Origin of the sequence: Azohydromonas australica DSM 1124 (genome assembly GCF_000430725.1) — a bacterium.
Lineage (GTDB): Bacteria > Pseudomonadota > Gammaproteobacteria > Burkholderiales > Burkholderiaceae_C > Azohydromonas > Azohydromonas australica.
On the sequence record NZ_KE387204.1, the window covers coordinates 446,789 to 468,906 of the forward strand.

Here is a 22,118-nt window from a genome sequence, read left to right on the forward strand (position 1 = left end):
GCTTCCTGCATAGGCAACCCGACTGCCGCTGTCTAAAGTGACCACAGGCACACACAGACAAGGACGACCCTCCATGAACCCCTCCTGCGGACCGCTTTCCCACGTCAAGGTGCTCGACCTCAGCCGCATCCTGGCTGCACCCTGGGCGGCCCAGATCCTCGCAGACCTTGGCGCCGATGTGATCAAGGTCGAGCGTCCGGGCGCTGGCGACGACACGCGCGCCTGGGGCCCTCCCTTCCTCAAAGACGCCCAGGGGCAGGATACGAAGGAAGCCGGCTATTACTTGGCCGTCAACCGTGGCAAGCGCTCGATCACGCTGAGCCTGGACAAGCCGGAAGCGCAGCAGATCGTCAAGCAGCTGGCCATGGAAGCGGACATCGTGCTGGAGAACTACAAGGCGGGCACGCTGGCGCGCTACGGCCTGGACGAGGCCTCGCTGCGCAAAGTCAACCCGCGCTTGATCTACTGCTCCGTCACGGGCTTTGGCCAGACCGGGCCGCGGCGTGACCAGCCCGCCTACGATTTCCTCATCCAGGCCATGGGTGGCCTGATGAGCGTAACGGGTGAAAAGGACGGCCGGCCCGGCGGCGGCCCGCAGAAGGTGGGCATCCCCATCGTGGACCTGATGACGGGCATGTACACCGCGGTGTCGGTGCTGGCGGCCCTGGCACGGCGCAACGAGACCGGCAAGGGCGACTACATCGACATCGGCATGTTGGACGTGCAGGTCGCCACGCTGGCCAACCAGGCGATGAATTACCTGGTCTCGGGCAAGGTACCCAAGCGAAACGGCAATGCGCATCCGAACATCCAGCCTCAGGACGTCTACGGCTGCTCGGACGGCGACGTGATCCTCGTCGTTGGCAACGACGGCCAGTTCGCCAAGCTGTGCGAGGTGCTCGGCCAGGGCGACTGGCCCAGAGATGAGCGCTTCGCGACCAACGCGCAGCGCGTACGCAACATCGCCGAGCTCTCGCCAATGCTGCGCGACGCTTTTGCCGAGTGGGAGCGCGAGAAGCTGATTGCGGCGCTCGATGCCGCAGGCGTTCCCTGTGGGGCGATCAACAGCGTGGCCGAGGTGTTCAAGGACCCGCAGGTCAAGGCGCGCGGCATGCTCCAGCATGTTCCGCATCCGGCCGGCGTCGACGTGCCCCAGGTCACCAGTCCGATGCGCTTTGCCGACGCGCCGCTGCAGACCCGCTCGGCGCCGCCGCTGCTGGGACAGCACAGCAACGAGATCCTGGCCGAGCTGGGATATGGCAGCGCTGATATTGCGGCGCTGCGTGAAGCGGGGGTGTTGTGATGATGAAGCTGCACTGGTCGCCGAAGTCACCCTACGTTCGCAAGGTTATGGTGTGCGCCCATGAACTTGGCCTGGCGGAACGGTTGGAGCTGGTGCGCTCGGTGGCGGCGATGCTCAAGCCCAACGAACGGCTGATGCAGGACAACCCCTTGTCCAAGATTCCGACGCTGGTGCTCGACAACGGCTTTGCGCTGTTCGACTCGGCGGTGATCTGCGAATACCTCAACGACCTTGGCAGTGGCACGCTGTTCCCGCAGCAGGGCACTGACAAGTGGCAGGCCCTGAGGTGGCACGCCTTCGCTGACGGGCTGCTCGATGCGTTGATCCTCTGGCGCAACGAGCGCGAGCGTGCCGTACCGCTGCAGCCCTTGCTCGATGCCTTCGAGCTCAAGACCGAAGCCTGCCTGCGGCAGCTCGACGACGAGGCGCAGGCCCTGACCGAGACGGCCTTCTCGATTGGTCACGTCGGCATCGGGTGCGCTCTGGGCTATCTAGACTACCGCTTCGAGGCATTCGGCTGGCGCAGCCGCGCCCCGCGCCTGGCCGAGTGGCATGCCGAGCTTTGCAAGCGCCCTTCCTTTCAATCGACGGAGCCCGTCGATGGATAAGCAGCCCCATAGGCTCCGCGCAGGCTCGGGCGGGCGTTGCTCAAGGAGTCGGCGTCCTGGGTCATGGAGCCGGGAGCAGTGGCAGGGACGAGCGACATGAGCGACTTCGTCTACGTCGACGGACGCGGCTTGGACACCGACGCTGCATACCGACTCATCATCGGCTGCGTCACGCCGCGTCCCGTGGCCTGGATCACCACGGTGGATGCGCAAGGCCGCGTCAACGCCGCGCCCTTCAGTTCCTACAACTACGTCTCGACCAGCCCACCCATGGTGGCGGTGAACATCGCCACGCGGGCCGGTGCCGTCAAGGACACGGCACGCAATATCCAGGCAAGCGGCGAATTCGTGGTCAACGTGGCCACTGAAGCCTGCATGGATCTGATGCACCGCTGCGGCGAGGATTACGCACCCGATGTCAGCGAGGCCGATGCGCTGGGAATCGAACTGCTGCCGAGTCGTCAGGTTGCGCCACCGCGCATTGCCGTCACGCCCGTGCAAATGGAATGCAGGTTGGACCAGGCCGTCGTTCTGGGCCGCGGCGTCAATACCCTCTACATCGGCGAAGTTGTCGCCTTTCACCTGTCGCCGCAGGTCTATGACGGACAACGGATCGACAGCGTGAAGCTGCGTCCGATCGCACGGCTGGGCGGACCTTATTACGCCGGCCTCGGCGAAATCTTCCACCGACCCATGTTGCAGCGCCCGCCGGGCGGTGAGGGATGGGCCGGCTCGACCTTCAGTCCGTCCATCGACAAGAAGGATCTTGCGTGAAACAGTTTGTCCGTTCCACCCGCCGCAGTCTCCTGTTGTCGTTGGGGACGTTTGCCACCACCTGCGCGTTTGGCCAGGGTGCCGCCGGCGTGTGGCCCGAGCGTGTCGTGCGGATCATCAATCCGTATGCGGCGGGCGGGCCCTCCGACACCATCGTTCGGCTGCTTGCCGAAGGACTGAGCAATGAGCTTGGACAGCGGTTCATCGTCGAGAACAAGGCCGGCGGCGGCACGGTGATCGGTGCCGGCCTGGTCGCCAAGTCGGCGCCCGACGGCTACACGTTCCTGATGGCCACGGTGGCCCCGCTCGTCGTCCAGCCGGCCATCAATGCTGCCTTGCCTTACGACGCCCACCGCGATTTCGAGCTCGTCGCCATGTTTGCGACCGTTCCCAATCTGATTACGGTCCATCCTTCGGTGCCGATTCGCAATGTCAAGGAACTCATCAGCCATGCTCGAAAACACCCGGGCGCGCTGAACTATGCATCGGCCGGGGCCGGTACCGGGCCGCACCTGGGTGGAGAACTGTTCAGCCGCATGGCCAACGTCGAGCTCACGCACGTGCCCTATGCGGGCGCAGCGCCCGCCGTGCTCGGCGTGCTGGGTGGCCAGGTGCAGGTTTCGTTCGTCAACATCACGCCGCAGCTCCCCCATGTGAAGAGCGGCAAGCTCAGGCCGATCGCCATTGGCAGCCGCACGCGGTCCAGCTTGTTGCCCGAGGTTCCGACCGTCGCGGAGTCCGGGCTTGCGGGATACGTGTCGGAGTCGTGGAATGGCATCGCAGCCCCTGCCGGAACGCCTAAGCTCATCGTCGACAAGCTCCACCGCGCCATCGTGAAGGTCATGTCTTCACCGAAAGCGCAGGAGACGCTCGCCACGCTGGGTGCCGAGTCCACCGTGATGGGACCGGAAGCGTTCGCCGCCTATGTCAAGACGGACGAGAAGCAACTGGTCCCGATCATTCGCTCGCTGGGCCTCACTCCGAACAACTGATCGGCAACCGCCTCCCGCTGTGGCGAGCGCAATGCAACACCATTGAGGTGCTTTCAAGCCCGATCGCCGGAAGCGATGCCGAGAGTCCGCGCCGCCCGGGCTTGAAACGTCCATTCCGATTGGAAGCGGTCGTGCAGCCCCTGCGTTGCGACACCACCGTGCATCCGTTCCCGAAGCGTTGCATAGCGCAGCCGATTCGCCAGTGCCACCTGGCCAGCTTGCACAACAAGCTTTGCAGACCCCTATTGCAAGACATGGAGACCATCGATGGATGAGCGTTCTTCCCTTCCCCTGCCGCTGACCAAGGCGGTGGTCGTCATCGGCGCCGGCACCATGGGCTGCGGCATCGCCGAAGTAGCGGCCGTGGCTGGCCACCGCGTCTACCTGCGCGACAACAACCCTGCGGCGCTCGAGAAGGGCTTGGCGCTGGTCCAGCGCAGCCTGGACAAGCGCGTGCAGCGCGGGCGCCTGGATGCGGCTGTGCGCGACGCCGTCTTCGAACGCATTGTCCCGGCCGCCGCCGACACGGCGCTTCATGGTGTGGGACTGGTGATCGAGGTGATCGTCGAGGATCTAGAAGCGAAGGTCGCGGTGCTGAGCCGCATCGAGGCGCAGCTGGAGCCCGAGGCCATCATCGCCACGAACACGTCGTCGCTGTCCGTCACCGCGCTGGCAGGCCGGCTGGCACGGCCCGAGCGCGTGGTGGGCATGCATTTCTTCAACCCGGCCACCGTGCTGCCACTGGTGGAGGTCATCGCTGGCCATTCGACGGCACCCGAAGTGACGCGGTGCATCACCGACACCGCCCGTGCCTGGGGCAAGGTGCCCGTAGCGTGCAGCTCCACGCCGGGCTTCATCGTCAACCGCGTGGCCCGTCCCTTTTACGGCGAGGCGTTGCGGGTGCTGCAGGAACAGGGAGCCTCGCCGGTCAGCCTGGACGCGGTGCTGCGTGAGAGCGGCGGCTTCAAGATGGGTCCGTGCGAGCTGATGGACCTGATTGGCCACGACGTGAACTTCGCCGTCACGCGCTCGGTGTACCAGGGCTTTTTCGACGACCCGCGCTACAAGCCCTCGCTGGTGCAAAAGGCGTTGGTGGACGCCGGCTGGCTGGGCCGAAAGAGCGGCCGCGGCTTCTTCGACTACCGTGAGGGCGCAGCGCCGCCTGTCCCTGAGGAAGCCGGTGACCAAGGGGTTGGACCTGCCCAGGTCCGCGTTGAAGGACACCTGGGCCCCGCCGCTGCGCTGGAGGACATGTTGCGCAGCCAGGAAGCCATCGAGGTGCAGCACACGGCCGGCGCCGGGTTGCTGCGCGTGGATGGCCTTGCACTGGCCCTCAGCGACGGTCGCACGGCCACCGAGCGCTCGGCTGTGGCTGGCGAGCCGGTGGTGCTGTTCGACCTCGCACTGGACTGGAGCCAGTGCACGCGCGTGGCGCTGGCCGCGCCGCTGCAGGCAAGCGCCGAACACTTGGCCAAGGCCATCGGATTGTTCACGCTGCTGGGCAAGAAGGTGACCGTATTGGCCGATGTGCCCGGCCTGGCCGTCATGCGAACGGTGGCGATGCTGGTCAACGAAGCGGCGGATGCGGTGTACCAGGGCGTGGCCTCGGCCGAGGATGTCGATGCCGCCATGAAGATGGGCGTGAACTACCCGATCGGCCCGATGGCGTGGGGACGCCGCATCGGCCTGTTGCATGTCCTGACGGTGATGCAGCACCTGGCGCGCGCCTACGGCGATGGCCGATACCGCCCCTCGATCTGGCTGCAGCGCACAGTGCATGCCTCGGCGACTGTGGAGGGAATTTCTCATGACTGACGTGGTACGCACCGAAATCCGGGGGCCGGTCGGCATTGTCACCATTGACCGGCCGGAGCGCCGCAATGCGCTGAACCTGGCCGTCAAGCAGGCCATCGTGCAGCAGTTGCACGCGCTGGTGGCCAACGACGCGGTGGCCGCTATCGTGCTCACTGGCGCTGGCGGCTACTTCGTCGCAGGCACTGACATCGCCGAGATGGCGGGCATGCGTCCCATGGACCACGTGCGCCTGGCCACCGACGAGGTCTTCCACGTGGTGCGAAGCAGCGGCAAGCCGGTGATCGCGGCGGTCGAAGGCTACGCGCTGGGTGGGGGCTGCGAGCTCGCGCTGGCCTGTGACGTGATCGTGGCGGCCGAGGATGCGTGCTTCGGCCAGCCGGAGATCAAGGTCGGCATCATGCCCGGCGCCGGCGGCACACAGCGCCTGCTGCGCAGCGCCGGCCGCTACAAGACGGCACTGTGGGCACTCACCGGCGACATGATCCCGGCCAAGGATGCGTACGCCGCCAACATGGTGAGCCAGTTGGTGCCCAAAGGGCAGGCGCTGGCTCGCGCGCAGCAAATCGGCGAGCAGATCGCAGCCATGCCGCCACTGGCTGTGCAGGGCATTCGCGAGGTGCTGCGCCAGGGCGCAGACGTGCCGCTGGAGACGGCACTGGCACTGGAGCGGCGGGTGTTCGAGCGGCTGTTCGACAGCGAGGACCAAAAGGAAGGCATGCAGGCCTTCCTCGAGAAACGCAAGCCGTCCTACCGTGGCCGCTGAACCCACGGCGAAAGCGAGCCACGGCCCCAGGGTCGGCACAAGCCGGCCACCCCTGGAGGTGACGCTGCTCGACGACTACCAGGGCGTGGCCTTGGAGATGGCGGATTGGTCGTCACTGCCACCCGGCACGAGGATTCAGGTGCTGCGCGAGCCTGCGGTCAATGAGGACGACTTGGTGCGGTGCCTTGCCGGCACCGACGTGCTGGTGGTCATGCGCGAGCGCACACCACTGCCGGCGAGCGTCCTGGAGCGGCTGCCTCGCTTGCGCCTCATCACCAATCTCGGGGCGCGCAATGCCGCCATCGACCTGCAAGCCTGTGCCCGGATGGGCATCACCACCTGCAACGCCGCGGGCGACCCACAGGCACGACGAACGACCGCCGAGACGGCCTGGGCCTTGATCCTGGGCTGGCACAAGCGGCTGTTCGCATCGCAATTGGCGCTGCGTGCCGGAGTCTGGCAGCCCGCGCTGTCCAGTCGGGTACAGGGCAAGGTGCTCGGATTGGTCGGCCTGGGCCAAATCGGCCGGCAGATGGCCCGGTTGGGCGCAGCCTTCGGGATGGAGATACTTGCCTGGAGTCCTCACCTTGCACCCGAGCGCGCAGCCGAGGTGGGCGCGTGTGCCGTGGACAAGGCGGAGTTGTTTGAAGCGGCTGACGTGGTGTCGCTGCACCTGGTGCTCGCGCCGAGCACGAAGGGCATTGTCGGCGCAGCCGATCTGCGGCGTATGAAAGGCGATGCGCTGCTCGTCAACACCGCCCGGGCTGGACTGGTGCAGGAGACCGCGCTGCGCCAGGTGCTGGAGCAGCGCCGCATCGGCGGGGCAGCGCTCGATGCCTATTGGCAAGAGCCGTTGCCTGCCGGCCATTGGCTGCTTGCATTGGACAACGTTCTGTTGAGTCCGCACCTGGGATATGCCAGCACGGAGAATCTGGGTGCCTACTACAGGAACGCCTCGCAGCACATCCACGAATGGCTCTCGGGCATGGCGATTCCATCCATGCAGCCAGACGGCCAGTAGGCCAGGACCCGGCCTGCTCACGAATCCAAGGAAACCATCATGACTGCTCTTTTGCGACGCCGTGTCCTGGCTGTGGGCCTCGCCCTGCCCATCCTGACGTTGCCAGGCGTTCTCCACGCTCAAGGCGAATCCTGGCCCACCAAGCCAATCCGCCTGGTCGTTCCGTTTGCTGCAGGCGGTGGTGCTGACCTGGTGGCGCGCGCCATCTCAGGCCCGCTCGCCAAACGGCTCGGTCAACCCATCATCGTCGACAACCGGGCCGGCGGGGGCGGCACCACTGGCGCGGATGCCGTCGCCAAGGCCCCGGCCGACGGCTACACGCTGCTGTACACGACCCCGGGACCCCAGATCACCAACCCTTACCTGATGGCGAAGCTGCCCTACGATCCGGTTGCTGACCTGATACCGGTAGCCCGCGTCGCCGTCGTGCCCAACGTGCTGGTAGTGAACAAGGACCTGCCGGTCAAGAGCGTGAAGGACCTGATCCAGTACGCACATGCCCATCCGGGAAAGCTGAACTTCGCCAGCGCCGGCATAGGTTCGTCCAGCCATCTGGCCGGCGAGCTGTTCAAGGCGCGCGCCGGGATCGACATCGTGCATGTTCCCTATCGCGGCACCGGCCCCGCCTTGCAGGACCTGCTGGCCGGCAACGTCTCCATGGCCATCGACAGCATCGCGGTGTACCGTGCGCTGATCGAATCGGGTGCGCTCAGGGCCCTGGGCGTGGCAACGCCGGAGCGCTCGCCAGTCCTGCCCAACGTACCGGCCATTGCCGAGGAACTGGCGGGTTTTGATGGTGCTCCTGTCAACTACATCAGCGTTCGCAGCGGGACACCTCGTGCAGTCATCGAGCGTCTTAATCGGGAAGTCAACGCCGTGCTTGACAGTGCCGAGGTGCGCAGCTCGCTGCAGGCCGGCGGCGTGGTGCCCAAGGGCAGTACGCCTCAGGAAATGGCTGCGCAGGTCAAGAGCGAGGCGATCAAATGGAAGCAAGTGATCCAGCTGTCCGGTGCTCGGGTCGAGTAGATGGCCCGTCACGGCGTTTTGCTCCATCGCCGGTACAAGTTGCGTCCTCGATCATGTTGCGGCCCGGTGCCTCGCCGTGTCGAGCCTGTGAGCACTGCAGGCGAACGCCTGGCTAAAGCAATTTCAGCCTGACCGGCCGTAGCCGCAGTGCCGGAAGTAGTTGCGGCACTGAGCCGGGCTGAAGGCGTCCAGCAGTTCGCTGATGGCAGTCCACAACGCTTCCACGGTGCGCGCTGAAGCCCGGCGCAACAGTTCCTTGAGCTTGGAGAAGACCTGCTCGATGGGATTGAGGTCCGGGCTGTAGGGCGGTAGGTACAACAGCGTGGCGCCTCGCGCCTCAATGGCTTGGCGTACACCCGCGACCTTGTGCGCGCTCAGGTTGTCCATCACCACGATGTCGCCCTTCTTGAGCACGGGGCCCAGGAACTGCTCGACCCAGGCAAGGAATACCTCGCCGTTGATGGCCCCGTTGATCACCAGCGGTGCCGTCAAGCCCTTGCGGCGCAGTGCGCACAAGAACGTCGTGGTATGCCAATGCCCATGTGGCGCGTGTCCGATGCAGCGCTGGCCGCGCGGCGCTCTGCCCCGCGTGGGTGTCATGTTGGTGCTGGCCCAGGTCTCGTCGACGAAGAACAGCCGTCCCACAGGCAACTCTGCTTGGTGCTGCATCCAGGCTTGACGCTCTGCCGCTACGTCCGGACGCTGCTGCTCGCTGGCGCGCAGCGACTTTTTTTGAGTGTCAGCTTCAACCGGCGCAGCGTGCTCCACATCGCGGTGATGCTGGTTTGCACGCCGTGCTGCTCGCGCGCCCATTCCACGAGATCCCTGAGTCTTTGGTCGTTGTTGGCGGCCACCTCTGCGGCCAACTCGTCCTCCACTGCAGCCAGGTGCGGCGCTACGTGATTGCGCTGCTCGCCCGGCGTGTCCTGGCCGAGCCGGCGCTGGCGCGATCGAGCTCGCGAGACGTAAGACTCGCTCACCTCGAATCGCTCAGCCACCTCGGTATTGGAGCCCTCGGCCCTGAGCACCCGATCGCGCAAATCCTGTGAGTACGCCTGTCCTGAACGCCACGCCATGAGACACCTCCGTACTGCTGCGGTCTCATTGGCACATCATCACCCCGGCTCAAAGCCACCACTGACAGCGTTGTGCAGGTCAGGGAGGATTTGCTTTAGCGCCAGGCTATTCCACGATGCAGCGGGGACGGGCCTCATTGTTTCCCTGGGACACGTCATGACGGCGTCTGCATACCAGCTTTGAGCACCGTCTGCCTGGCTCAGAGCCATCTCGGCTTCTAGATTCCCTATGCGCCGCGCCGAGCGCGCGTGCCAAAACCACTAGGAGACGAACGATGAAGACAGCGTCATTCCGGTACGCGAGCGGCTCAGTGCCCTCGGTTATTTTGTGTGCGCTGGCCGCGGGCTGCGGTGGCGACGGCCCTGATCCAGTGCAGCCTCCAACACCCAGTGTTCAAGCACCTACGGCCGTGGAGTTGGCTGCTGCTTGCCCTGGCCTGGGCAACGCTGCCGTCACCGCTGCGCTGCCTGTAGCCAAGACGACCGTCAGCGCCGCCACGCTAGTCGCAGCGACCTCGACGCTGCCTGAGCACTGCCAGATCGACGGCGAAATCAACCGCCGCACCGGGATCGACGGCCAGAGCTACGCTATCCGCTTTCGCTTGCGCATGCCCACGGCGACCTGGAACGGCCGATTCTTCATGGGCGGCGGTGGAGGCACGAATGGGACACTCGTCGACCCTACCACCCGGCTGGCTCAAGGCTACGCCACCGTCGGTACCGATGGCGGTCATGACAATGCCATCAACAACGTCGCCAACGCTGGCGGCACGTCGTCCTTCGGTGTTGATCCGCAAGCGCGCGTGGACTTTGCCTATAACGCCTATGACCAAGTGACCCAGGTTGGCAAGGCGCTGGTTGACCGCTTCTATAAGCAAGCGCCCAAGTACTCCTACTTTGCCGGCTGTTCCGAAGGCGGGCGCGAAGGAATGCTGATGACGCAACGCTTTCCCCAGCACTACGACGGCGTGGTGGCCGGGGACCCGGTGTTGCACATCCCGCTGGGCCCGATGGCTGGGCTGTACACGACGCAGCTGTTCGCCGGTCTTGCGGTCCGCAGCGGCCTGAAACTGGCCAACGGCGAACCGGCCATCGGTAAGACCTACTCGGACGCCGATCTGCTGCTCATGCGCAATACTGTGCTCGCGGCTTGCGACTCGCTGGATGGACTGGCCGACGGCATCGTCGACAACCAGAGTGCATGCACCCCGGAGGTAGTCAACGCCAAGCTGGCCGAAGTGCAATGCGCAGGTGCCAAGGCCGACAGCTGCCTCAGCGCCGATCAGATCGAAACCATGAAGAAGGCCTACGCCGGTCCGGTCAATTCGCAGGGCACGCCGCTCTATTCAGACTGGCAATGGGACGCCGGCATGGGTGGCCTCAGCGGCACGACCTATAACCCCTCATGGCGGTCCTGGTGGCTTGGCTCCTACGCATCGGCAACCAACAATGCGACCAAGCTCAACTTCGCTACCGCCGAAGCCGTGATCTACACGACGCCACCCATGCTGCCCATTTCCACGGCTGACTCGCTGAGCTATTCGCTGGGCTACAACTTCGATACCGAGCCGATCAAGCTGTACACGTCGACCTCGACCTACACACAGTCCACAGCCAGCATGACCTTCACCGATGCGCTGGACCTGTCGGCTTTCAAGGGGCGTGGTGGCAAGTTGATGATGTACCAGGGTGCGAGCGACTCGTCCGTGTCGATCAACGACACCCTGCGCTGGTACAACGCCATGAACGTCCGAATGGGCTCCAAGGCCCAGGACTTCGCGCGCATGTTTGTCGTGCCGGGCATGGCACACTGCAGCGGCGGTCCGGCCACGGACAGCTTTGACATGCTGCCTCAACTGGTCAACTGGGTTGAGAATGGCATTGCGCCTGACTCCGTCACCGCGTTGGCCAGCAACCCTGGCTACTTCAATGTGGCGTCTAGGGCCAGGCCGTTGTGCCCTTATCCCAAGCAGGCTCGTTACAAGGGCAACGGCGACATCAACGACGCAGCCAACTTCACCTGCCAGTAGCCGCTGTCATCTGACGGTAAGTTCGGCGCAAGGGCCACGGCCTTTGCATCGTCCTTGCTTGCCGTCAGGGACCTGCAGGAGCAGCGTGCCTGGTGCTCCGTCGAGTTTCCTGTCGCAGCTCTCAACCGTACAGTTTGACCGGGTTGGCATCGAGAATCAGGGACTCGAGGGTCGGGCTGTCGGTCCAGCGCCTGAATTCCGCCAGCAGCTGGGCGGCATCGGGTGTGGGCTCCACGCGCAAGTGAGGCCAGTCGCTGCCCCACAGTAGCGCATGCGGATTGGCACCGAGCAGCGCGCGATGGAAAGGCAAGCCTTGGTCGAAGTCTCGCGCCTTGAGCAGGTTGCGGTACGCGCAGAGTTTCACGAACGTGACGCCGTCTTCCACCAACGACAGCAGGCAGCGGAATCCCGGGGCGTCGATGCCTGCATCGACGTCGAAGCCGCCCATGTGGTCGATCACCACTTTCACCGGCAGCCGGCGCAAGCTCTCGGCGATTTCCGGCAGGGCCTGCGTGTCGGTCCAGAGCTCGGCGTGGAGGCCTGCGTCGGCCAGTCTGGGGGCAAGCTCCAGCAGGTCCGTAAAGCCGGCACTGCCGGCGAAGTTGGCGCCCGCGCCGCTGCGATGGCTGAATCGCGCGGCCCGGATGCCCCTGTCGCGCAAACCGTGCAGCGCAGGAAAGGTAGACGCTCGCGCCACGATGACGCCCCGCAACTGCCGATGCGCCGCCAGCGCGTCGAACAGCAACGAGTGATCTTCGCCATAGGCGCTGGGATGCACCAGGACGCCGTTCGACAGGCCCAGTCGTGACAGCAGCGCCAGATACTGCGAAGCAAGAGCAGGCGGCGGCGTGTAGCTCCTGTCCGCGGCGAGCGGAAACTGATCGTAGGGGCCGAACAGGTGCGCGTGGCAGTCCCATCCGCCGCTCATGCCATGTCCTTTTGCGGCAGGTCGAAAGCCGCGGCTTCGCCTTCGGGCAGAGGGATCTCGTGTGCGTTGAGTGTCATGGCCACCATCGTGTAGTAGCCCACCAGTGCCGTAAGCTCGACGACGGTGCGTTCGCCGAAGTGCTGCAGCGTGGCGGCATAGGTGGTATCGGACACCGAGTTGAACTGGTTCAGCTCGCGCGCATACCGCACCACCAGGCTTTCCGATTCACTCAGGCGCTGCGGGATGCGCTGCGCCAGCAGTTCGTCGATGATGGTCGGTTCGATACCGACCTTGAGTGCCTCGGCGCGGTGTGCGTACCACTCGAAGGGTGACTGGCAGGCGCGCCCTGTCACGAGAATGGCCAGTTCCGACAGGCGCGGTGGCAGTGAAGTATTGTAACGCAGGAATTCGCCCAGGGCCTGCCATCGATCGGCCAGCTCCGGGCTGTACAGCGCCGCGCGCAGCGGCCCCACGATCTTGCCGCGCCGGCCGGAGACGACCTTGTCGTAGACGCGGCGCTGCTCGGCGTCCATGGTGTCGGGTGTGGGGAACGTGATGCGTGGCATGGGTTGCTCCTGAGTTTGCGCAGCAGGTTAGCGGGCGCCACCGCACGCAGCCAGATCACCCGGCGCATTGCAGCTATGTACGCGGCATCACAACGCAGGACCGGAATGCCACATTCCCTTTTGCGCCATGTCGGCGACGATGTCGATGATGCGCGAGGCCACGGCCGAGACGGCGCGCGGTGGGCCTTTGGACTTGGCCGTGGCCATGGCGACGATGCGCTGCATCGGCGGGCTGGTGATCTTCGACGCCTGCAGGCGTCCTTCTGCCATTTCGGTCCACACCGCGTGCAACGGCAACACCGTGTACAGCCGCTCCTGCGCAACCAGCAACTTTTGCAGCGGCAGCGAGTCGGCCTCGATGACCGGGGTCAGGCTGATGCGCTCCTGGCGGGCGAAGGCATCCAACGCCGTGCGCAACCCGTTGGGTGCGCTGGGCAGCACGAACGGCAAGCCATCGAGTTCGCTGAAGGACAGTTCCGGCCGCAGGGTCAGCCGATCGCCTTTGGTCCCGATCAGGAAGCTGTCAACCGTGGCCAGCGCCTGCTCATGCTCCGACAAGGTGCTGCTGTAGCGGTACAGAATGGCGATGTCGACGCGGGCATCGGACAGCCATTCCTCCACCTGGCCACTCGATCCCTCGAGGATCTTGAGCTTGACTGCCGGGTGGCGCTCGCGCAGGTCGCTGAACAGCCTCCCGACCAAAGGATGGGCAATCGAGGGCAGCGAGCCGACGGTGACGCGGCCAGTCGGCTCGCGCACCTCGCCTCGGATCTCAGTTTCGAGTTGCTCGGCGCCTTCGAGCAGAGCCTTGACCTGTGGAAACAGCCGCTCACCGATCTCGGACAGCTCAACTCCGCGGCCGGTCCGGTTGAACAGCCGCGAACCACACTCCCGTTCGAGCGCGTTGAGCTGCCGGCTCAGCAGCGACTGATTGCTGTCCAGGAACAGCGCTGCGCGCGTCAGGCTGCCAAGCTCGCCGATGGCGACAAATGCGCGCCACTTGTTCAGGTCGGCGGTGATGTCCAACTTGAAGTCGGTGGCTTTTGGCGTTTGCATGGGAGGACAGGCGTACAGCGACGCAACAATGACTTATTTGTATTTTGCGCTTGATTCCAATGTGTCTTCGTTGGTGAATGAATGGCCGGGTTTGCCATCACGGAGACTGGGCCATGCCTTGAACATCCAGCGGTAGTGAAGTGTTGCAGCGGGTGAGCCGGCCCCCTGAATCACCGGACACGGTCTATCCCTTATCTTTGAGACGGGAGAAAGACTGTGAGTACGCATAGGCATACGGACACCGTTGAGGTGGTCACTTCGGTTCAGCGCCGTCGGCGGTGGAGCGCGACGGAGAAGGCGGCACTGGTGCGGCGCACCTACGAGCCTGGGATGTCGGTGTCGCTGGTGGCGCGCCAGGAAGGCATCTCGGCCGGGCTGCTGTTCAACTGGCGCCGGCTGGAGCGCCAAGGCGCGCTGACCGCGGTGTCGTCGGGCGAGGAAGTGGTGCCGGCATCGGAGCTCGCTGCGGCGCGCGCTGAGATTGCCAAGCTGCAACGCGTGCTGGGCAAGAAGACGCTGGAGAACGAGATCCTGAAGGAGGCTGTGGAGTTCGCCACGGCAAAAAAGTGGATTGCGCGCTCGCCTCTATCGCCCAAGGACGACCAGTGAAGGCCGTCTGTGAGGCGCTGGGGCTGGCGCGCTCGCACATCCATAACCTGAAGCACCGACCGGCATCCTGGAGCGATGGCCGCAAGGCCCGCGTGCTGGACGACAGCGAGCTGGTGGCTGAGGTCCGCCAGCAGCTGGTCGAGCTGCCCAGCTACGGCTACCGGCGCGCGTGCGCGCTGGTGAACCGCCAGCGCGTGGCCACGGGCCGAGCCCGCGTCAACGCCAAGCGCGTGTACCGGGTCATGGCCGCCCACAAGCTGCTGTTGCCGCGTGCGCCGCGTCGGCGGCACTCCAGCCGGCCGCACAGCGGCCAGGTGGGTGTGGAGGCCAGCGACATGCGCTGGTGCTCAGACGGCTTCGAGATCCGCTGCGACTCTGGCCAGGTCGTCACGGCGACGTTCGCAAAGGACTGCTGCGACCGCGAAGTCATGGCTTGGCGCGCATGGGTGGGCAAAGGGCTGCCTGGCGAGCCGGTGCGCGACATGCTCATCGAGGCCGTGGAGAAGCGCTTCGGCACCGTGGATGCCATCCCGGCGCAGCACGCGCTGGAGTTCCTGTCGGACAACGGCGGGGCCTACATCGCGCACGACACGCGGCAGATCGCCCGCGCGCTGGGCCTGACGCCGATCCGTACGCCGGTGTGCAGTCCCCAAAGCAAGGCGTAGGCTTCATGATGCACCTTGTTCATCGTCTTGAGCGGGGATGAGGTAGGCGGGGCGGCTGCCGTATCGACCGCCGACACCGGCTACAAGTTTGACGGCTCCCGGCGGCTCGTACAGGCAACGGCGGTTGGTACCGTACATGTGACGCTTGAGCAGCCCCTTGCGCCCAAGGTCATGGACCGTGGTAACAGACACGCCCAGCTGGCGTGCGACTTCCTCGCCAGTAAGCAAGCCGCGGTTGCTCAGCCGTTCGCGGTGTGACCTCAAGCCATAGGCTCGTCGTAGCGCAGTGACCTTCATCGCCGTGAAGAGGTCTCCACGCCAGTTGCGGTGTCCGAGCTCATTGAGCTTGCCAGCCACCTCGCGTTCGGTGAAGGCATCGAGCAACTCGTCGATGAGCTCGACAACCTGTGGGCCAGTCTTGCGTACCTCGGCCATGGGCAGCGCCCTGCGCACATGCAAGCTCTGTGTCCGGCCACCGCGCCATCGGATATTCACTGCAACCTGCTCATCGGCGGTCAGGGTGTATGCGCGCGGCCATCCCCCGGCTGGCAGCCAGCATGGAGTGCATGACTTCCGTGTCCACCTATTTTCTTGGTGGACGCGTAGCCACTATCTCGCTTCGTCCTGCGACGAACCCGCGTCTTGAGCGTCGTCCAGGTCGCGTTGCTGCTCGTGTGGGCATGACGCGCCGACGGCGTTCATGTCGCCGCTGCAGGTGGCGTAGAGCTGCTCCATTACTTGCGGGTAGGTGTCGTACAGCGCCGGCCAGTCCTGTCCTGGAGTCAACACCTCTGGATCCAACCGCCCCTCCATCACCGCTAATCGCACTCTGGGGTGCGCATTGCCAACCTTCGCCAACCAGCCGGCGCAAGGAATCTCTGCACCGTCCTTGGACTGGTGGCATGCGAACCAGGTTGCATCCATGCCAGGCCCCATGCCTCTTTCGTTGGGGCAAGTCGCCCGCAGCTTCTCCGCCAACGGCATGCTGAAGTTGGGGATCTCATCGGCGCTGGAGCCTTTGCGCCACGGGCACGATGGACAGGGAGAGGAGAGAGCTTTCACGGCCGTGAGTACTTTGAGGCTAGCCCGGTACCTGGTGCTGCCCAAGCAGCTACCAGCGCATCGGCGAAGATGCCATTGTCACGCGGCCGGTGCCGCTCTCAAGACCGAACAGATCAAGTCAGCTTCGCGGCTGCCACCGATGGGGAAGCAGTTCCGCAACGCGGCTGGCAGGCTGCGTGGGCAGGCGGTCCAGCACGTCCTTGATGTACGCGTAGGGGTCGTGCCCGTTGATGCGTGCCGAGTGCACCAGGGTCATGATGGCCGCGGCGCGCTGGCCCGCACGCAGGCTACCGGCGAACAACCAATTCGCCCTCCCAAGCGCTATCGGACGAATCTGGTTTTCGACCCAGTTCGAGTCTATGGGCAGGTCGCCGTCGTCGATGTACTTGGTCAGGGCCGTCCAGCGCTTGAGCGTGTAATTGATGGCCTTGGCGGTTGCCGATCCGTCGGTCACCACTTGCCGTTGTTGCGTCAGCCACTGGTGCATAGCGTCGGCCACCGGCCGTGAGGACTTCTGCCGCACGGCCTGGCGCTCGTGGGGCTTGAGGTCCTGGATCCTGCGCTCGACGTCGTAGAGCTCCTTGTAGAACTTCAGGGCCTGCTCGCCCACGGCGCTCTTGTGATGGATCCACAGCTGGTGGTAGCGACGCCTTGAGTGGGCGTTGCAGGCGACTTCGGTGACGCCAAGCTTGTGGCAAGCACCGTAGCCGTTGAAGCCGTCGGTGACCAGGCGGCCCTTCCATCCGTTGCCTTCGTCATCCAGCCCCAGGAAGCGTCGCGCGTGCTTGCCGCCACGGCTCTCGGCGAAGTCGTAGACGACGGCCTTGACGGGGTTGAAGCTCGTGGTGGCGTAGCTCCAGATGTATGCCCGGTGCGTTTTCTTGAGCCCGGGCTTGAGCATCGCCACCGGCGTCTCGTCGGCATGCAGCACGTCGTGCTTGAGCAGCTCCGCCGCCAGCGCGTCCACCAGCGGCTGCAGCTGCACGCCGCACTCGCCAACCCACGTCGCCAGCGTCGAGCGCGAGATGGCCATGCCTGCGCGCTGGAAGATGTACTCCTGGCGGTACAGCGGAAGATGGTCGAGGAACTTGGCCACCAGCACCTGGGCAAGCAAGCTGGTGGTAGGGATGCCCTTGTCGATGATGTGCGGCGCCACCGGCACCTGCACCAGCGTCTCGCAACGCGAGCACACCCACTTGCCGCGGATGTGGCGCTCCACGCTGAAGACGCCGGGCTGGTAGTCCAGCTTCTCGGCCACGTCCTGGCCGATGCGCTTCATCGCGCAGCCGCAGCGGCAGGTAGTGCTTTCGGGTTCGTGGTGGATCTCACGCCGCGGCAGGTGCGGCGGCAGCGGCTGACGCTTGGGCTTTTTCTTGTCCTGCGCCGGCTCCTTGGCGCCGAGGTCGACGTTCTCGATCTCCTTGGCCACCGCGGCCACGTCGGTGTCGATGGTCTCCTCGATGAGGCTTCTCTGCTCGGCGTTGAAGGCCTCCGACTGGGCAGCGAACTTCAGCCGCTTGAGCACGGCCATCTCATGCGTAAGCTTTTCGATGGTGGCTTGCTTGAGCACCGCCTCCCGACGGTGCTGCTCGATGAGCTCCTCCTTGTGCGCTATCTCAGCCATGAGCGCACGCATGGCCTGGCGCAGTTGCTCAGGGTCCAGCGTGTCGAGGCGGTCGTCGGCGATCACGGGTGTGATCGTGCCAGCTTCCGGGCCGTCCGCGCATCAGCACATCCAGCAATTGAGCCGCGCTACAGCACCGTGATGACACCGGCCTCGCCAATGCGCTGCCACGGCAGCCCCAGCACCAGCGCATCGAACTGCGGCTGGCTCAGCGCCAGGGACGCGCTGCCATCCCTGGGCCAGACGAACTTGCCAGCGTTGAGCCGCCGCGCCGCCAGCCACACGCCGATGCCGTCGTGTACCAGAACCTTCAGCCTGTCGGCGCGTTTGTTCGCGAACATGTAGGCGTGGTGCGGCCGGGCCGCGCCGAAGACGTTGACCACGCGCGCCAACGCTGCCTCGGCGCCCATGCGCATGTCCAGAGGCTGCACGGCCAGCCACACCGCGTCCACGCGGATCACCGCAGCAGCTCGCGCAGCCATGTGGCGCAATCAGCAGCGGCGGCCATCGGCCACGTCACCTTTACCGCGGTCGTGCCGCGGTGCAGTTCGATGCAGATGTCCGGCGTCGGCTGCGCTGGGGCATCGACCGTCACCGGCAGCGGCGGCGGCAACTGCAGCGGCATGAACGCCGGCGGCTCTGCGCGCGCAGGGGCCTGGGCCTCATCGCCTGCTCCCTGTGCCAGGCGGCGCCACCGATGCACGAGGTTGGCGTTGAGACCGTACTTCAAGGCCACGCCTGCCACTGATGCATCGGGCTGGTCGCATTCGGCCAGCACCTGAGCCTTCAAGGCCGAGCCGTGCCGGCGTCGCAAGATAGGTTTCGTCTCTTCCATGGTGTCCACCAAAGTTGATCTTGGTGGCGAATTCGGGGCGGCAGGCGCACAGTTCGTACTTTGTCCGCGCGGCGCGGCGGTGATGGTGGCGCCCAGGTGCGCGGCAAGCTCCAGGAGGCAGGTGATGTCCATGCTTGCCCGGCGCAGAAGCGCCGTTCCCAAGGAGACGGCCCGAGTGGCGCGGTCGATCTACCCCGAAGGCAACGCGGTCATGCACATGCTTGACGTGCTGCAGCTGGCCATGGCTGACGAAGACTTCGCGGATCTGTTCCCTATCCGCGGTCAGCCAGCGGAGTCGCCTGCGCGCCTCGCCCTTGTGACACTGCTGCAGTTCATGGAGGGGCTTACTGACCGCCAAGCGGCAGACGCAGTCCGCACCCGCATTGACTGGAAGTACCTGCTGTGCCTGGAGTTGACGGACCCAGGGTTCGACCACACCGTGCTCAGCGAATTCCGTGCACGGCTGCTTGCCCACGACGCGGAGCATCGGGTGTTTGAGGCGGTGCTGGCAATGGCACGGGATCGCGGGCTGTTGCATGGCGGCGGGCGACAGCGCAGCGACTCGACCCACGTGCTGGCCAACGTGCAGACCCTGACGCGATTCGATCTCGTGATCGAGACGGTGCGGCATGCGCTAGACGTCCTTGCCCGGACTGCTCCAGACTGGCTATGCCAGCACATCACGCCGGCATGGGTGGACCGCTATGCGCTGCCCACCGGCGAGCTGCGGGTGCCCAAGAGCGAGGCCAAGCGCCTCGCATGGGCCGCTCAGATTGGCGAAGACGGCATGGCCGTGCTCATCGCCTTGAATTCTCCGCAGGCCCCTGCTGACTTGCGGCATCTACCGGCCTTGGAGGCTCTGCGCCAAGTATGGGTGCAGAACTTCATGGTCGTGCGCACGGCAGAAGGAGAGCGCGTTGCCTGGCGCTCCAGAGACAACATTCCTCGGGCCGGCGTCTTCATATGCTCGCCTCACGATACGCAGGCGCGCCGCTGCAGCAAGGGCAAGACCGTGTGGACCGGCTACAAGGTCCACCTAACCGAGACCTGTGACAGCGCCGCTCCGAACCTGATCACGAACGTCGAGACCACTGCTGCCACCGTGTACGACGCCAATGTGACCCCTGCCATCCATGCAGCCTTGCGCAGGCGCGGTGTATTGCCGAGCGTCCACGTTGCCGATGCGGCGTACGTGAATTCGGCGTTGTTCCAGCAGTCCCGAGAGCACTACAAAGTTGAGCTCATTGGACCGACCCGCAGCGGTAACGAGCGGCAGGCCAAGGAACGAGATGGGTTCGCAGTCAGCGACTTCCAGATCGACTACGACAATCACCGTGCCGTTTGCCCAGCCGGCAAGCAAAGCATCTACTGGAAGCCAACAGCCAACTCCTTCGGCAAGCCCATCATCAAGCTTCGCTGGTCGCGTCATGATTGCGGCCAGTGTGCTATGCATGAGCGCTGTACCCATTCGGTGCCACCGCAACGACAAGTCACGATACGGCCTCAAGGCCAGCGTGAACTTCTACATGAGCGACGCGAGCAGGAACAACTCGCTTCCTATGCCAGCGAGTATGCGTGGCGCGCCGGAATCGAAGGCACGATCTCGGAGGCAGTGCGCGGCCATTCAGTCCGTCGCACCCGCTACATCGGCCAAGCCAAAACACATCTGGCCCATCTCATGACAGCTGCGGCGATCAACATCGGCCGCCTGTTGCGCTGGGTTGCAGGTGAGCCCAAAGCCAGCGTTCTCCCGACCTCGTTCCAACGCCTGTTCATTGCCTTTGCCTGATGCCGAATCGGAGGAATTCGCCACCAGGATCAAGTTAGGTGGACACCATCGTTCAGGCTTGGCTACGAAGGTTCAAGGTGGGTATGGCCGCGCGCATACGTCAGGGTGACGTCCTCGATGAGCAGCCCCAACATCCGCTTGCGCTCCACGGCGGTCGTGCGAGAGTCCTTCCAGATGCGGGGGAAGTCCCGTGCCAGATCGACAATGCGCTGACGCGAAGACCCCTGCAGTAGAGACTGATCGGCCACCTGCTGGCGGTCATGCTCCTGCTGCAACGTGTCAAGCTGCCGCAGCCGCGTGTTCCAGTCGGCTTCCAGTGCATCAGCCACCAGACGGTTGTCTGGATCGACCTTGAGGTAGCGGCGGCGTGCGAGCTCGGCTTCGTAGCGGGCGCGCTGCAGTTGCGCCTGGCGCAGCGCAGCGGCTTCCTCCACACGCTGCACGATCTCCTGCTGCACCGCCAGCGCGACCTCGATGGCCGTCGGCGTCACTGTCTGAAGCAGCAGTACGCTGATGGCCTGGTCAACGTCAATGCCCCGGATCCACTGGCAGGGCCTGCTCTCGGCATGGCGTACCACCCCCTCGCTGCACACGTAATACGGACGCATTGCTCCTTGCAGAGGCTCGTAATGGACGGCCATGCGTGCACCGCAGCGCCCGCACACGACCCGGCCTTGCAACAAGCCGCTCCCCTGGCGTGGCAGCCGTCCGCGCAGGCCGGTGGAGTAGGAGCACCGGTTGTTCCGCAGGGTGGCCTGGTTGCGCTCGAACTCCTCCCAGGAGATGTAGCCAGGATGCGCTTCCTGGATCAGTACCTGCCACTCTGACTGTGGCACGCCCGATTGCCTCGGCTTGAACTGGGCGTTGTACCTGGTGCGGGTCCTGCCATAGGCGAAGGCTCCTGCGTAGCGCGGGTTGTGCAGGAGCTGCAGAACGCGCGAGTGATTGATCATTCCCCACAGCAGGTCGCCCTTGCCAATGCCGCGGCGCAAGCGTTGCGGGAACAACAACTTCTCGCCTCGCATGCGCCGCACCACGGCGCATGCTGATCCAGTCTCTCGGAAGGTATCGAACACCAGCCGTATCGTGTCCTGGATCTGGCGATCCGGGTCGAGCACCACCCGGCCAGCACCGTCGTACACCAGTCCTATGGGTAACGCCATCTCCAACTCGCCGCGCTGTGCCTTGTTGATGATTGACCTTGCCCCCGAAAAACGTAGTTCTTGCCTGATGGTCAAATCAGAGTAGGAGCTATTGCATGAAAGAGAAGCAGACCCGCGCCAGGTACACGCTGGAGTTCAAGCTGGAGGCGGTCAGGCTGGTCAATGACGGGCAGTCGGTAGGCGTGACGGCGAAGGTCCTGGGCGTACCCAAGGCGACGCTGAGCAACTGGGTGCGCGAGGCGGCCAAGGGAACGCTGCAAGGCGCTGGCGACAAGGTTGTGACGCCCGAGCAGATGGAAATCGCACGGCTTCGCGCTGAGCTCGCGCGCGTGAAGATGGAGCGCGACGTCCTGGAAAAAGCGACGGCGTACTTCGCGAAAGCGCGGGGGTGAAGTACGCCTGGATCGAGCGTT

20 protein-coding genes and 2 pseudogenes are annotated in these 22,118 nt (G+C 65.0%); 12 read left to right on the top strand and 10 right to left on the bottom strand.

Annotated elements, in window-relative coordinates:
- Positions 1 to 73 precede the first annotated feature (73 nt).
- The 8 genes from H537_RS0123940 (at position 74) to H537_RS0123975 (ending at position 8,302) form a co-directional block, all read left to right on the top strand.
- The gene (locus H537_RS0123940) at positions 74 to 1,303 is read left to right on the top strand and encodes a CaiB/BaiF CoA transferase family protein (protein ID WP_028999865.1); all 1,230 of its coding nucleotides are present in this window, start codon (positions 74 to 76) and stop codon (positions 1,301 to 1,303) included.
- A gap of 2 nt (positions 1,304 to 1,305) precedes the next feature.
- On the top strand, positions 1,306 to 1,911 hold the full coding sequence (locus H537_RS0123945; RefSeq protein ID WP_028999866.1) for a glutathione S-transferase family protein: 606 nt from the start codon (positions 1,306 to 1,308) through the stop codon (positions 1,909 to 1,911).
- Positions 1,912 to 2,007: 96 nt separating this feature from the next.
- Positions 2,008 to 2,685: a flavin reductase family protein gene (locus H537_RS45185; RefSeq protein WP_051243173.1), complete on the top strand. Its 678-nt coding sequence runs from the start codon at positions 2,008 to 2,010 to the stop codon at positions 2,683 to 2,685.
- Positions 2,682 to 3,677, top strand: coding sequence for a Bug family tripartite tricarboxylate transporter substrate binding protein (locus H537_RS0123955; RefSeq protein WP_028999867.1), 996 nt, complete (start codon positions 2,682 to 2,684; stop codon positions 3,675 to 3,677). Before H537_RS45185 ends, H537_RS0123955 begins: the two co-directional genes overlap by 4 nt.
- Before the next feature lie 267 nt (positions 3,678 to 3,944).
- Positions 3,945 to 5,492 carry a 3-hydroxyacyl-CoA dehydrogenase gene (locus tag H537_RS0123960; protein WP_051243175.1) on the top strand — a complete coding sequence of 516 codons (1,548 nt, stop codon included), beginning with the start codon at positions 3,945 to 3,947 and terminating at the stop codon, positions 5,490 to 5,492.
- The gene (locus H537_RS0123965; protein WP_043459715.1) at positions 5,485 to 6,255 is read left to right on the top strand and encodes an enoyl-CoA hydratase-related protein; all 771 of its coding nucleotides are present in this window, start codon (positions 5,485 to 5,487) and stop codon (positions 6,253 to 6,255) included. The genes H537_RS0123960 and H537_RS0123965 overlap by 8 nt, the downstream gene beginning before the upstream one ends.
- A gap of 58 nt (positions 6,256 to 6,313) precedes the next feature.
- Complete coding sequence (locus H537_RS0123970; RefSeq protein WP_211235061.1) at positions 6,314 to 7,276, top strand: D-2-hydroxyacid dehydrogenase family protein; 963 nt, start codon at positions 6,314 to 6,316, stop codon at positions 7,274 to 7,276.
- Positions 7,277 to 7,315: 39 nt separating this feature from the next.
- On the top strand, positions 7,316 to 8,302 hold the full coding sequence (locus H537_RS0123975; protein ID WP_028999871.1) for a Bug family tripartite tricarboxylate transporter substrate binding protein: 987 nt from the start codon (positions 7,316 to 7,318) through the stop codon (positions 8,300 to 8,302).
- A gap of 123 nt (positions 8,303 to 8,425) precedes the next feature.
- Here the strand turns inward: H537_RS0123975 and H537_RS56865 are convergent.
- Positions 8,426 to 9,378, bottom strand: a protein-coding gene (locus tag H537_RS56865; protein ID WP_156901902.1) for an IS630 family transposase whose coding sequence is annotated in 2 segments (ribosomal slippage) — positions 8,426 to 9,034 and positions 9,037 to 9,378 — 951 coding nt in all. Because the reading frame shifts where the segments join, the coding sequence is not laid out codon by codon here.
- 410 nt (positions 9,379 to 9,788) lie between these two features.
- On the opposite strand from H537_RS56865, the gene H537_RS45190 reads away from it, so the two are divergent.
- Entirely contained in the window at positions 9,789 to 11,408 is a 1,620-nt protein-coding gene (locus H537_RS45190) for a tannase/feruloyl esterase family alpha/beta hydrolase (protein ID WP_051243177.1), read from the top strand.
- 121 nt (positions 11,409 to 11,529) lie between these two features.
- Here H537_RS45190 and H537_RS45195 read toward each other — a convergent pair whose 3' ends face one another.
- The 3 genes from H537_RS45195 to H537_RS45205 all read right to left on the bottom strand — a co-directional run bounded on the left by H537_RS45195 (position 11,530) and on the right by H537_RS45205 (position 13,958).
- A complete protein-coding gene (locus tag H537_RS45195; protein ID WP_051243178.1) occupies positions 11,530 to 12,336 on the bottom strand; it encodes an amidohydrolase family protein in 807 nt (268 codons plus the stop codon).
- Positions 12,333 to 12,902, bottom strand: coding sequence for a carboxymuconolactone decarboxylase family protein (locus H537_RS45200; RefSeq protein WP_043459717.1), 570 nt, complete (start codon positions 12,900 to 12,902; stop codon positions 12,333 to 12,335). The genes H537_RS45195 and H537_RS45200 overlap by 4 nt, the downstream gene beginning before the upstream one ends.
- 87 nt (positions 12,903 to 12,989) lie before the next feature.
- Positions 12,990 to 13,958 (bottom strand): LysR family transcriptional regulator, encoded by a 969-nt coding sequence (locus H537_RS45205; protein WP_051243179.1) that lies wholly within the window; start codon positions 13,956 to 13,958, stop codon positions 12,990 to 12,992.
- Positions 13,959 to 14,174: 216 nt separating this feature from the next.
- Here H537_RS45205 and H537_RS51470 point away from each other — a divergent pair.
- Positions 14,175 to 15,223: pseudogene (locus tag H537_RS51470) on the top strand (IS3 family transposase); the annotation flags it as partial.
- Between the two features lie 12 nt (positions 15,224 to 15,235).
- Here H537_RS51470 and H537_RS53335 read toward each other — a convergent pair.
- From H537_RS53335 to tnpA, 5 genes are all read right to left on the bottom strand, one after another.
- Entirely contained in the window at positions 15,236 to 15,667 is a 432-nt protein-coding gene (locus H537_RS53335) for a helix-turn-helix domain-containing protein (RefSeq protein ID WP_156901903.1), read from the bottom strand.
- A 174-nt stretch (positions 15,668 to 15,841) separates the two neighbouring features.
- Positions 15,842 to 16,294 carry a DUF6283 family protein gene (locus tag H537_RS56330; protein ID WP_259375242.1) on the bottom strand — a complete coding sequence of 151 codons (453 nt, stop codon included), beginning with the start codon at positions 16,292 to 16,294 and terminating at the stop codon, positions 15,842 to 15,844.
- 118 nt (positions 16,295 to 16,412) lie between these two features.
- A complete protein-coding gene (tnpC, locus tag H537_RS0124030; RefSeq protein WP_051243191.1) occupies positions 16,413 to 17,930 on the bottom strand; it encodes an IS66 family transposase in 1,518 nt (505 codons plus the stop codon).
- 116 nt (positions 17,931 to 18,046) lie between these two features.
- Positions 18,047 to 18,400, bottom strand: coding sequence for an IS66 family insertion sequence element accessory protein TnpB (gene tnpB / locus H537_RS0124035; RefSeq protein ID WP_084150909.1), 354 nt, complete (start codon positions 18,398 to 18,400; stop codon positions 18,047 to 18,049).
- Positions 18,376 to 18,885, bottom strand: a complete 510-nt coding sequence (tnpA, locus tag H537_RS0124040) for an IS66-like element accessory protein TnpA (protein ID WP_238446775.1) — start codon at positions 18,883 to 18,885, stop codon at positions 18,376 to 18,378. Before tnpA ends, tnpB begins: the two co-directional genes overlap by 25 nt.
- On the opposite strand from tnpA, the gene H537_RS0124045 reads away from it, so the two are divergent.
- On the top strand, positions 18,878 to 20,542 hold the full coding sequence (locus H537_RS0124045; protein ID WP_028999880.1) for an IS1182 family transposase: 1,665 nt from the start codon (positions 18,878 to 18,880) through the stop codon (positions 20,540 to 20,542). The genes tnpA and H537_RS0124045 overlap by 8 nt on opposite strands.
- A gap of 62 nt (positions 20,543 to 20,604) precedes the next feature.
- On the opposite strand, the gene H537_RS45215 is transcribed toward H537_RS0124045, so the two are convergent.
- Entirely contained in the window at positions 20,605 to 21,705 is a 1,101-nt protein-coding gene (locus H537_RS45215; RefSeq protein WP_084150913.1) for a recombinase family protein, read from the bottom strand.
- 95 nt (positions 21,706 to 21,800) lie between these two features.
- Here H537_RS45215 and H537_RS0124055 point away from each other — a divergent pair.
- A pseudogene (locus H537_RS0124055) lies at positions 21,801 to 22,118 on the top strand (transposase); the annotation flags it as partial.